Source organism: Nonomuraea sp. IBHARD001 (assembly GCF_056106265.1).
In genome coordinates this window covers 4,555,923-4,567,646 of sequence record NZ_JBWBBW010000002.1, presented here as the reverse complement: position 1 = coordinate 4,567,646, position 11,724 = coordinate 4,555,923, and the positions used below count along the sequence as shown (strand labels likewise).

Sequence of the window (11,724 nt, the reverse complement as noted above, 5' to 3'; positions counted from 1 at the left end):
GCGCTGCTTGAATCGGGATCATGGTTCTCGATGAGTTACGCGATCTTCTCAACCGTCACGCCCGGCCCGACCTGGGGACTTCCATCGAGGACGTGCTGATATTCAAGGCTGTGCACCCCCAGCCGCCGACGCCGACCACCTACGGCAAGGTGCTGGCTGTGGTCGCCCAGGGAGTGAAGCGGTTCGCGTTGGGCGACACGCTCTACGAGTACCGGGAGGGCCAGTACCTCGTTGCCTCGGTGGATCTGCCGGTGACCGCCCATTTCGCCCGGGCCAGCCCGGAACTTCCGGGGCTCGGGGTCGGGATGATCCTGCGTCCGGCAGCCGTCGCCGAAGTAGCGTTGCAGGCGGCGTCCGGCGACCTGCCGCAGCTCGGTGACGACGCGCCGGCGGGCCTGGCCGTCAGCACCGCTTCGCCCGAGTTGCTCGACGCGGTTGTGCGCCTGGTCCGCCTGCTCGACCGCCCCCGCGACATCGCCGTGCTCGCGCCCCTCGTCAAACGGGAGATCCTCTGGCGGCTCATCACCGGTGACCAAGGGGCGGCCATCCGCCAGTTCGGCCTGCCCGACAGCAGCCTCAGTCACATCGCGCGCGCTGTTCAGTGGATCCGTGACCACCATGCCCAGCCCTTCCGGGTCGAGGAAGTGGCCAAGCTCGCGGGGATGAGCGTTTCCGCTTTCCACCGGAGCTTTCACGCTGTCACCGCGATGAGCCCGATCCAGTTCCAGAAGCAGATCCGGCTCCAGCAGGCACGCCTTCACCTCGCGGCGGCTCCGGCCGACATCGCGGCCGTCGGCCGCCGTGTGGGCTACGACAGCGCGTCGCAGTTCAGCCGCGAGTACCGCCGTCAGTTCGGCGCGTCCCCCAGTCAGGACGCCCTGCGCCTGCGCGCCACAAGCTGAGTCACTGCCGCAGGACGCGGTCGAGGCGGATGGGCAGCCGCCGCTGTCGTACCCCGGTCGCGTGCCACAGCGCATTGGCGATCGCGGCTGCGGTGCCGACGTTCCCGATCTCGCCGACGCCTTTGACACCCAAGGGCAGGCCGGGTTCGTGGTCGGGCACGAATTCGGCTTCGACGTCGGGAACGTCGGCGTGGGCGGCGATGTGGTAGCCGGCGAAGTCGGGGTTGACGTGTCGTCCCGAGACCGGGTCGCGGACGCCTTCCTCGTGCAGCGCCATGGACAGGCCGCCGATCATTGCTCCGATGACCTGGCTGCGGGCCATGAGCGGGTTGATCACCCGGCCGACGGCGAACATGCCGAGAAGCCGCCGTACCCGCACTTCTCCGGTCTGCGGGTCGGCGGTGACCTCGGCGAAGACGGCGCTGTAGGCGTGGCGCTCTTTGGACGGCAGCTCGCCGAGCAGGCGCGCGGTGTCGACCGTGACCGTGGTGGGGTGGTCCGGGCCGCGCATCTTGGCCGCCGCCTCGGTGATCGCCCATGCCCATGACGCGGTCCCGCGCGAGCCGCCCGCGCTCCACGCGGGGCCGAGGTCGCTGTCGGAGATCTGAAGCCGGATCCTGGCCACGTCCACCTCCAGCGCGTCGGCTGCGATCGCGGTCAGGGCGGTGCGGGCACCTGTGCCCAGGTCGGTGGCGGCGATGAGCACGGTGAAGGTCTCGTCCGGCTCGGCCGTGATGGACGCGGTCGAGGGGAAGGCCCCGGCGCTGAAGGAGGTGGCCGCCAGGCCGGTGCCGATGAGCAGGGATCCTTCGCGGCGTACCCGTGGCCGATGGTCGCGGCCTGCCCAGCCGAACCGGTGAGCGCCTTCGCGCAGGCACCTCACCAGATGGCGGCTGCTGAACGGCAGCCCGGACACGGGACCGACGACGGGCTCGTTGCGCAGCCTGAGTTCGAGCGGATCCATCCTCAGGCGCTCGGCGAGCTCGTCCATGGCCGATTCGAGCGCGAAGGAGCCGGGCGCCGCGCCGGGCGCACGCATGGAGTACGGCGGCAGGATGTCGAGCGGAACCGCCGTGAGCCGGGTGCGGATCGCCGAAGCCGCGTACAGCGTCTTGGTGAGCTCGGTGCAGCCTTCGATGTACTGCGCGAGCGGGGACAGCTCGAACGCGGCCTCATGGTCGATCGCCCGCAGGCGCCCATCCGCGTCGGCTCCGATCCGGATCACCTGCTCGGTGGCCGGCCTCTGCGCGGTGGCCAGAAACACCTGCTCGCGCGTGAGCGTGACGCGCACGGGCCGCCCGAACAGCGTGGCGCCCATCGCGGCCAGGATCAGCTGCGGCCCGCACATGCCCTTGGAGCCGAACCCGCCGCCGACGTGCTCGACGCGGATGCGCACCCGTTCCGCTGGCAGGTGAAACAGGGCGGCCAGGGTGGCCGCGATCTGGTACGGCCCCTGGTCGGAGTCGATGGCCTGCAGGCGATCCTCCTGCCACCAGGCGGTCGCCGAGTGGGGCTCCATGGCGCTGCAGTGCTCCTCGGGTGTGTGGTAGCTCTCCTCGACCACCACCGCCGAGGCCGCCAGCTCGGCCTCGACGTCGCCGACCGCCACCGGTCCGTCGAACAGGGCCGCAGCCGGGCGCCCTGCAGGATGGCCGAGGGAGAACTCCGTGTCGTGGGGGTGCACGTCATAGACCACCGGCAGTGCCTGCGCGGCGGCGCGAGCCTGCTCCAAGGTCTCTCCCACCACGAGTGCGACGGGACGGCCCGCGTGCGGAACCGTGTCATCTTGCAGCAGCTGCAATCCTGCGTCCGGCCCGAAGAAGTGCCCCGCGCCGGGGTTGAGCCGGGGCGCGTTCGTGTGGTCGATCACGCCCAGCACGCCGGGCATCGCACCGACGGCCGCCGCGTCGATGCCGAGGACCCGCCCGCGGCTGATGGTGGACAGGACAACTGCGCCGAAGGCCAGGCCGGGCACCACTTCGTCGGCGGCGTAGCGGGCTGCGCCGCTGACCTTGGCTCGCCCCTCGACGCGAGGTCGCGCGATTCCGACGGCTTTCGGGCTCAAGGCGTCATCGTTCACGAGTGATCTCCTTCAGTACGGCGAAGCGGCCAGATCGGCCAGGACGGCCACGATGAGATTGCGCGCCAGCGTCACCTTGTAGGCGTTGCCGGGCAACGGCTCGGCGGCGGCCAGTTCGGCTTCGGCCGCCGCCCGGAAGCGGTCGGTGGTGGCAGGGCCGCCCAGCAGCATGTGCTCGGCGGTCCTGGCCCGCCAGGGGCGCGAGGCCACCCCGCCGAGAGCGAGCCGCGAGCCGATGATCAGTCCGTCGCGGAGGCTCAGGTCCGCGGCGAGGGACACGGTCGCGAACGCGTAGGAGGCGCGCTCACGTATCTTGCGGTATCGAGAGTGGGGCGAGAGGGCGGACTGCGGTAGCCGCACCGCGGTGATCAGGGCTCCGGGCGGCAACGCCGTCTCCCGATGCGGCGTATCACCGACGGGCAGGTAGAAATCCTCCAGTGGGATCACCCCGGCGCCGTCAAGGCTTTCGTAGTGCACCACCGCGTCGAAGGCGGTCAGCGCGACCGCCATGTCCGACGGGTTGGTCGCCGCGCAGTGCGAGGAGCGGCCGAGGACGGCGTGGTTGTGGTGCGCACCGTCGATCGCCGCGCAACCACTGCCAGGCGTACGTTTGTTGCATGGCTGCGAGCGGTCCGCGAAGAAGGGGCACCGGGTGCGCTGCATCAGGTTGCCCGCGACCGTGGCCATGTTGCGCAGCTGGCCTGACGCGCCCGCCAGCACCGCCCGGCTCAGCGCCGGATACCGGCGCCGCACCTCGGGATGGGCGGCGAGGTCGCTGTTGGTCGTCGTCGCGCCGATCTCCATCCCGCCGCCGGGCAGCGCCCGGATGCTCCCCAGGGGGAGGAAGCGGATGTCCACCAGCCGGGAGGGCGACTCGACCCCGGATTTCATCAGGTCGACGAGATTCGTGCCGCCGGCGAGATAGCGGACGTCGTCGCCGTCGGCGGCCAGCCTGAGCGCCTCGCCGATGTGCGAGGGGCGGCGGTAGGCGAACTCCTTCATCCGGTCTCCTCCAAGATCGCGCGCACGATCGACGGGTAGGCGCCGCAGCGGCACAGGTTGCCGCTCATCCGCTCGCGCACCTCGGCCTCGTCCAACGCCGGGGGCGGGCCGGAGGGGCACAGGTCAGCGGTGACGGCGCTGGGCCAGTCCGCCGCGTGCTCGGCCAGCATCCCGACGGCCGAGCAGAGCTGCCCGGAGGTGCAGTAGCCGCACTGGAACCCGTCCAGGCGCACGAAAGCCTCCTGGATCGGCCGCAGCTCGCCCTCGACGGCGAGCCCCTCGACGGTGGTGACCTCGGCGCCTTCGGCGGCGACCGCGAGCGTCAAGCAGGACAACACCCTCCTGCCGTCCAGCAGCACCGTGCAGGCGCCGCACTGACCGTGGTCGCAGCCCTTCTTCGAACCGGTGTGGCCGGTGTCCTCGCGCAACGCGTCGAGCAGGGTCCGGCGATTGTCGAGGCGCAGCCGGTGTGTCGTGCCGTTGACGCGCAGCGAGATCGCGCTGTAGGAGTCGTCGCTCATGACCTTCCGTTCTCGAGAACGATCAAAGTGATCACGATGGCCACCAGCCCCGCCAGAGCGGCCGGCGGGGGCACATGCACGGCGAGCGGTACGGCGAGCAGGATCGTGCCTGCCGCCCACAGCCGGGTGCGGCGCAGCGTGTGGTGCATGCGCCGTTCGAACAACAGGTGGCCGAGCAGATACAACGCGAAGCCGCCGAAGAGAGCGAGGGCGGAGAAGGCGCCCAGCGGCCGGCCGTCTTCGGCGTGGGCGAGCACGCCCTCCACTCCGAGGGCGGTGAGCAGGATGCCGGCGATGAGCGGCAGGTGCGCGTAGGTGTAGGCCTCCACGGCCAGAGCCAGCCTCGCCTCACGCCGGGTCTGGCCGAGCCGCCGCTCGGCCGCGACGGCCACCTCCTCGAAGTACAGCCACCACAGACACACCGCGACCGCGGCGCCGAGTACGGCGGCCAGCAGCAGTGCCCCGCTCATGGGCCGGTCGGCGGCCCCGACGCCGATCGCCAGGAAGGACTCACCGATGGCCAGGATGACGAACAGGCCATGACGCTCGCTCAGGTGGGCCGGGCTGTGCAGCCGCCACTGCCCGTGCCTGGCGGTGAAGTAGATGCCGACCCAGTCCACCAGCAGGGCGAGGCAGAACACCAGCACCTGCGCCCAGCCCCCGAGCAACGCCCCCGACACCAGCAAGACTGCGCTCGTCACCATGGCCGGCCAAGTGAGCGTGATCTGCCGTCGAAGGCCGCTGTCACCGATCGCGGCCACCGCGAAGACCGCCAGGTGCACCCAGCGGACCAGCAGGACGGCGCACACCAGCACCAAAGGACCGTTCAGGCCGCCCGGCTCGTCGTGCCAGGCCTCGGGAATGGTCAGGCCGACCACGAACATCGCCGTCATCGCGACGACCATCCCCGCTCTCGGCAGCCCCTGGTCGGCCCGCGAGTGGTTGCCCAGCCAGGTGTAGCCGGACCACGTACCCCACAGCAGGGCCAGCACCAGCAGCCCCCGAAGGACGCCATAAGCGCTGTGCTGCTCGGCCATGTAGCCGTTGAGCTGCGTTATCGCGAAAACGTAGACCAGATCGAAGAACAACTCGAACGGCGTCGCACGATGGTTCTCATCGGTGGAGCGGACGGTGGCGCGCCCACGCTTCACCCCCATGACCACACCCCTTCAGATCAAGCGACCGGCGCCGGGACGCGGGGCCTGCGGCAGAAGTAGACGAACGCCGGCGGCACGTTGGCCCACACCGTGCGGCTGACCACGACCTCGTCGAACCGCTCGACGAGGGACCGGCGCAGTTGGCGAGCCTGCGGGGTCCACCGCGTGCAGGAGTACGCGAACGTGGTGAACACACCGTGCGGAGCCAGGACGCCGGTGACGGCATCCAGGAGGTCGTCCTGCAGGAGCGGCGCGAAGGCCGCCCACGGCAGCCCGCTCACGATCACGTCCGGCCGCCCGAGGCCGCGCTCGACCAGCTCCCGGCGCAGGTGACGCGCGTCCGCCACCGCGACATCGACCTGCGGGAAGCGTGCGGCGAGCAGGCCGGCCAATCGCGGGTTGACCTCCACGGCCAGATGGTGCCCGCGGCCGGCCAGCCGCCGCTGGAGGGCACCGGTGAACGCGCCGGTGCCGGGACCGAGCTCGGCGACGAGCGGATCCCCACCGCGCGGGACGGGCAAGGTGATCACGTCGGTCAGCGGTTCACCGCTCGGTGCCACGGCGCCGACGGTGAACGGGGATCGGAGGAACTCATGCAGGAACGCGGCGCGCTCACCGGTGCTCATCGACCGGCCTCTCGCACCCGCAGGGGAGCGTTGCCAGGGGAGGCCGAGGCCAGGAGGCGAGCAAGCCAGTCGCTGCGGGTACGGCGGGCGCCGGCGGAGATACGGGCATGGGGGTAGAGCGCGTCGAAGCCGTGGCAGCCGCCCGCCCAGACGTGCAGCTCCGCCTGCCCGCCGGCCGCCCAGATCCGGGTGGCGTAGGTGACGGCCTCATCGCGGAAGACCTCCGCGCTCCCGACGTCGACGTAGGCGCTCGGCAGCCCGGACAGGTCGTCCGCGATCGCGGGTGCGACATAGGAGGGCACAGCCTGCTCATGCAAAGAGCCGAGAACCGATCGCCAGCCGAACGCGTTCATCTCGCCGGTCCAGACACCGGGGTCGCCGGAGAACTGGTGGCTGGAGACGGTGATGTTGCGATGGTCGAGCATGGGACAGATCAGAACCTGCGCGGCAATGTCGGGACAGCCGCGGTCGCGAGCAAGAAGGGCGAGCCCGGCAGCCAGGCCGCCACCGGCACTGGCCCCTGCGACGACGATTCGCCCCGGGTCGACACCCAGCTCGTCGGCGTGCTCAGCGATCCAGGTCAGGCCCTGGTAGCAGTCTTCGACCAAGGTCGAGCCGGTCGCCTCCGGCGCGAGCCGATACTCCACGGTGGCCACGACGGCACCGAACAGTTCGAGCCATTCCAGGGGGATGTCGATGTTCGAGAACCGATCGCCCATGATCATTCCGCCGCCGTGGATCCAGTAGACACATGGCGCCGCCGCGGACGGCCGAGCGGGGGTGAAGATCGACAGGGGAATCTGGGAGCCGTCCCCGCCAGCCACCATGACCTCGCGCCGATCGATCGCGCCGTCCTTGAGGTGTGGTTGCACCGCCGTCGTGGACAGCCGGCGCATCCGGGCGAGCAGTTCCGGGTCCAACCGGGACACCAGGGGCATGTCCGCGAGCAGTCTGCGCAGCTCGGGATCGAGGTCGGGTCTGGCCGATGGCATGCTGAGCTCCTCTGGTTCAGGTTCAGGTTCAGGTTCAGAAGGCGGCTTTGCCGCCGACCGGCACCGCGTCGGCGTACACGGGTTCGCCGGCGAGCAGCGGCTGAAGGCGGGCCACCAGGGACTGCGCCTGCTGGGTGGCGAAGAACCTCCCGTGCGCCTCCCGGCTGACCCACCCCTCCGTGACGTGCACAACGTCCCCGTTGCCGCAGGATCGGCTGACCAGAAACACCTGGCAGTCCTTGTTCGCCAGCGACGGCGCGTCGAGCAGAAGCTGCACCAGCTCGTCGCCGCGCCCCGGCCTGGCCGTCATCGTCGCGTGAAATCCATGGCCGACCGACATGGACGACCTCCTCACTGTGGTGGACGGTTGGCTTGTCTCACGCTCAACTGTCCGCGCCGGGCAGCAGGCCCCACATCAGTCATTCGACTCCGAGTTCACGACCCGGCCGAAGGCGATCGACCTCCTCACGAGTGGAGTCGCGCCTTCGGAAACCGCTGGCCCGAAACCCACCGGGCCACGCTGGTTAGGTCATTTGACAGATGCCTCGGCGCGACCGCATGGCTCACCATCGAGGACGTGACAAGGCTTCCGAATCCAGAGCAGCTGTCCAATCGCCAGGTCCGCGACCGCGCCCTGTTCGATCTGGAGGACGGGCCGGTGACCCCGTCGAACCGTGCCGAGCCGACGGCCACCGCGCGGCTGCTCAACGTGCTGCTGGCGAGTCTGATCGTGTCCTCATTGCAGCACGAGCAACACGCCGGCCTCGTCCGTGCGCCATCCCATCGGCCCGTCCGCGAGTTCCTCCATGCCTGCGCCGACCAGGACCGTGCGGGGGTCAGACTGCTCGCGGCACGCATCTTGCAGCTCGGGTTCGCCGCCGACCACGACCCGCAGCACCTGAGCACCCGCTCACGCGTCACCTTCAAGGCTTTCCCCGACGGGGACCTCGCCGGCCTCACCACGCAGGACCTCGTCACGACGCGAATCCTCGTGCAGACCCTGCAGGAGGCCGTCCGCTGGGTGAACGACAAAGATCCGACCACCCGGCGACTGCTGCAACGGCTGCTGGAGGAGAAGGAGAACCACGCTGACGCTTTCAGCGCCCAGGTGGCTGCCGCTCGTCGGGATACGACGACAACGCGTCCCTGAGCCCCGCACGAGAGGTGACTCCCAGTTTGGGAAAGATCCGGTACAGATGCGCGCCGACCGTCCGGTGCGACAGGTAGAGGCGTTCGGCGATCTGCTTGTTGCTCAGGCCGCCGGCTGCCAGGTGCGCGATCTGAGCCTCCTGCGCGGTCAAGGTGGCCGGACCACCCGACGGCTCGTCGACCTGCCGCAAACCAGCCGCACCCAGCTCCTTGCGGGTACGCGCCAGCCACGGTTCGGCACCCATGGCGGCGAACCCGTCGCAGGCCAGGAAGAGGTGCCGACGGGCCTGCGACGTCGATCGGTCGCGGCGCAGCTTCTCGCCGAGCGCGAGCCGTACGCGCGAGGTGTCGAACAACCACCGCTCGCTCGCAGGACTGGCCAAGACAGCCTCCAGCCGCGCCGTCGCGCCGTCGCCGTCGAGAACGAGAGCTTCCGCACCCGCCTGCAGCAGCGCCATCCTGCTCGACAACGCAGCCACGCCGGCAGCCCGCATGGCCTCCACATGCGCTCGTGCCTCGGCCGTTCGTCCGACACGCATCGCAGCCTCGACCAGGTCGAACATGACCCAGGTGCAGTGGGGGGCATGCGAGGCCAGAACACCGGGTGGGCTCATCGCGGCGGCATGCCTGAAGGCCTCGTCGTAGTCACCCCGGCCCAGCGCGGCCAGGCAGCGTGGATGGTGCGCGAACAACGCCGCCGCCGACACCCCGCGCGGCAGCGCCCAGTGCGTGATCTCGCCGGCCAATGCGTACGCCTCGTCGAAACGACCCCGGCCTGCGGCGATGAGTGCACGGTTGTAGAGGAAGTACCACTCGAAGAAGGAGAAACCGCTGGAGTCGCAGACCCGACTCCCCTCCAGCGCGAGTTCCTCGGCCTCGCTCCACCTGCCGACGAGGTAGTCGTCCAGGCACAGGTGCATCAGAGCGCCAAGATGACGGCGAGGGGCTCCGCCCGCCCGCCCTTGCTGAACCAGGCGCCATGAGGATTCGCGGCAATCCGGCAACCGGTCCAGATAGACCGAGGCCGTCCCGATCCGCATGATGCGCGTGGGATCCTCCTCCTCGGCGAGAGTGCGCAAGATCTCGTCGATCTCCGCCAGGGCCGAAGCCCCGGTGCGTACCGGGTCGGGAAATGTCCTGCTCACCAGGGCGAGCAGGTCGGGCGGCGCCGGCTTCAGCCTGCCCAGCGCCCGGTAGAACGGCTCCCAGTACGCCGGATCGTTGCTGTACCAGCACAACAACAGCAGGGTGTGCATGGCTTCGATCAGGGCGGGATTGTCGGCGAGGAAGCCGTGGTCACCGGTCTCGATGGCACCCACCAGGAGGCGGTGCGCGATGTTCACATCGCCGTCCCCGTTGAGCATCAGGAACGCGGCCGCGTTGGCGGCCGGCAGGGACCCCGCCGAACCGGGATCCGAGCGACGTGCGTCCGACAGAAGCGAGCGGGCGTCCGTTGCGGCACCCCCGGCCTCGGCACCGATGTAGGCGGCCTCGGCGAGCCGCCGACCACGGCTCGCACTGGTCGAACTGAGTTCGGCGGCGCGGATCAGAGCCGCGAGCGCGGCGAAGGCGTCCCCGCGGAGCATGACGCGGTGCGCGCACTCCTCCAGCAGCTGAGCCACCGCCTCGTCCGGGCCGGTAGCGGCTGTGGCGAGGTGCCACACCCGTCGTTCCTGATCGTCATCCAGCGCCCCGGCCAGAGCAAGATGCGCACCCCGTCGTTCCTCGTGGGTCGACATCGCGACAACAGCCGACCGGATCAACGGATGCCTGAACGCGATCCGCGCCGTGGCGTCGTCCACACGCACCAGCTGAGCCCGCTCGGCCGGGGCCAGGTCGGCCAGGCCGTCCCCGGACCCCGCAGCCGCCCTGATCACCGTGATGTCGCCACTGCCCTCGAACGTGGCCAGCAAGAGCAGCAACCGGGTCCGCTCCGGCAGATCAGCCATCCGCGTGGCGAACATCGCCTGAAGCCGGTCACTGAGCGGAACCACCTCAAGGTGGGGCATCGGGTGGTGTGCGGCACCCAGCAACGTGGACGGCAGCTCGGTCAGCGCAAGCGGATTGCCTTGGGCCAAATCCAGCAGCCGCCGCCGCACGCGCGGCGGCATCTCCGGGAAAGCGGCGTCGACCAGCTGCCCGGAAGCGGCCTGCCCCAGCGGCCGGACTGTCATCTCGGTCAGCCCCCGTGGGTCCAGGAAGCTCGACGAGCCCGTTCGGGCCGACACCAGCAGCCCAGCCCGAGTATCGGCCAGGCGGCGGGCGACGAAGCCCAGGACGACGGCGCTGGCCCGATCGATCCAATGCACATCATCCACCAGCAGCACGAGCGGAGTGTCGGCTGCCACCGCCTTGACGAGCAGGAGCGTCGCGTTGCACACCAGCAGCGCATCCGTCGGCGCCCCCACTCCGAATCCGAGCGCCACCGACAGAGCCTCCCGCAGACCGGGCGGGAGACGTCCGACGTCGTCGTTGAGCGGTAGGAGCAACTGGTTGAGGCAGGAGTAGCCGACCTCCGCCTCGAACTCCGACCCTGACGCCCGCAGCACGCGCATGCCCGCCGTGACGGCGAGCTCCGCAGCAGCGGCCATGAGGGCGGATTTGCCCACCCCCGGCTCGCCCCAGAGCAACCGCACGTCGCCGCGCCGCCTGGCACTGTCGAGGAACCCGGCGAGCTGGTCGAGCTCGGCACGACGTCCGAAAAGGTCACCGCCGCCCACAGGCACCCCACAGCATCGGCCAGGTCCAACCCGCCCGACGCGACCGACCGCACCAGAGCGGCTGTGGCGTGAGGCGTCGTGAGCATATCCACGACGCCACACACATGGCAGGGCCTGCGGGCACTGGCCAGGCGAAAGAGCAGGATCGGGCAACAAACAGCGACAATCACACAAACCGCAGCCCGCGATCGAGGGCACCGAACGCCCGAACGTGTTCTCGGTCACCCGATGATCATCATCGCCGGACCAGGTATGCGCCCATGAACGAGAGCATGACCGCGCCCCTGCGGCACAACCCGCAGGGGGACACGACAGCCCTGCTGACCAGGCCTCTACAGGCCCGAGATAGCTACGGGCGCCGGTCGGGGTGGCCATCGCGCACACCGCCGCATTCATCGCGCGCTCCGCGATGGGCGGCGTCGGCCGGGTAGCGGCCGGCGATCAGCTGCGCGCCGCGCAGCAGGGCGGCGCCCTCGCCCAGCGCGAGCGCGGGGGTGGCGCCGACCTTGCTGATCTCAGGGCGTTCCACGCACGTCGACGGGCCGTGGCCGATCATCCGACGGCGGGCGGCGTAG

11 protein-coding genes are annotated in these 11,724 nt (G+C 70.3%); 2 read left to right on the top strand and 9 right to left on the bottom strand.

What is annotated here, in order from left to right; all coding sequences use genetic code 11:
- Window positions 1-20: 20 nt before the first annotated feature.
- Window positions 21-902, top strand: coding sequence for an AraC family transcriptional regulator (locus ACTWNK_RS22960; protein WP_474306525.1), 882 nt, complete (start codon window positions 21-23; stop codon window positions 900-902).
- A 1-nt stretch (window position 903) separates the two neighbouring features.
- Here ACTWNK_RS22960 and ACTWNK_RS22955 read toward each other — a convergent pair whose 3' ends face one another.
- The 7 genes from ACTWNK_RS22955 to ACTWNK_RS22925 are packed head-to-tail and all read right to left on the bottom strand — an operon-like array spanning window position 904 to window position 7,620.
- Window positions 904-2,982: a xanthine dehydrogenase family protein molybdopterin-binding subunit gene (locus ACTWNK_RS22955; protein ID WP_474306524.1), complete on the bottom strand. Its 2,079-nt coding sequence runs from the start codon at window positions 2,980-2,982 to the stop codon at window positions 904-906.
- Between the two features lie 12 nt (window positions 2,983-2,994).
- Entirely contained in the window at window positions 2,995-3,984 is a 990-nt protein-coding gene (locus tag ACTWNK_RS22950) for an FAD binding domain-containing protein (RefSeq protein ID WP_474306523.1), read from the bottom strand.
- On the bottom strand, window positions 3,981-4,505 hold the full coding sequence (locus ACTWNK_RS22945) for a (2Fe-2S)-binding protein (protein WP_474306522.1): 525 nt from the start codon (window positions 4,503-4,505) through the stop codon (window positions 3,981-3,983). Before ACTWNK_RS22945 ends, ACTWNK_RS22950 begins: the two co-directional genes overlap by 4 nt.
- Complete coding sequence (locus ACTWNK_RS22940; RefSeq protein WP_474306521.1) at window positions 4,502-5,662, bottom strand: low temperature requirement protein A; 1,161 nt, start codon at window positions 5,660-5,662, stop codon at window positions 4,502-4,504. Before ACTWNK_RS22940 ends, ACTWNK_RS22945 begins: the two co-directional genes overlap by 4 nt.
- Window positions 5,663-5,679: 17 nt before the next feature.
- The gene (locus ACTWNK_RS22935) at window positions 5,680-6,288 is read right to left on the bottom strand and encodes a class I SAM-dependent methyltransferase (RefSeq protein ID WP_474306520.1); all 609 of its coding nucleotides are present in this window, start codon (window positions 6,286-6,288) and stop codon (window positions 5,680-5,682) included.
- On the bottom strand, window positions 6,285-7,280 hold the full coding sequence (locus tag ACTWNK_RS22930; RefSeq protein ID WP_474306519.1) for an alpha/beta hydrolase: 996 nt from the start codon (window positions 7,278-7,280) through the stop codon (window positions 6,285-6,287). Before ACTWNK_RS22930 ends, ACTWNK_RS22935 begins: the two co-directional genes overlap by 4 nt.
- Window positions 7,281-7,314: 34 nt before the next feature.
- Window positions 7,315-7,620, bottom strand: a complete 306-nt coding sequence (locus tag ACTWNK_RS22925) for a putative quinol monooxygenase (RefSeq protein WP_474306518.1) — start codon at window positions 7,618-7,620, stop codon at window positions 7,315-7,317.
- Between the two features lie 237 nt (window positions 7,621-7,857).
- Here ACTWNK_RS22925 and ACTWNK_RS22920 point away from each other — a divergent pair, with 237 nt between their 5' ends.
- A complete protein-coding gene (locus ACTWNK_RS22920; RefSeq protein ID WP_474306517.1) occupies window positions 7,858-8,430 on the top strand; it encodes a ferritin-like domain-containing protein in 573 nt (190 codons plus the stop codon).
- Here ACTWNK_RS22920 and ACTWNK_RS22915 read toward each other — a convergent pair.
- Together ACTWNK_RS22915 and ACTWNK_RS22910 are read right to left on the bottom strand one after the other, a co-directional pair.
- A complete protein-coding gene (locus tag ACTWNK_RS22915; protein ID WP_474306516.1) occupies window positions 8,378-11,149 on the bottom strand; it encodes a helix-turn-helix transcriptional regulator in 2,772 nt (923 codons plus the stop codon). The genes ACTWNK_RS22920 and ACTWNK_RS22915 overlap by 53 nt on opposite strands.
- Window positions 11,150-11,498: 349 nt before the next feature.
- A complete protein-coding gene (locus tag ACTWNK_RS22910; RefSeq protein ID WP_474306515.1) occupies window positions 11,499-11,705 on the bottom strand; it encodes a hypothetical protein in 207 nt (68 codons plus the stop codon).
- Window positions 11,706-11,724: the final 19 nt, after the last annotated feature.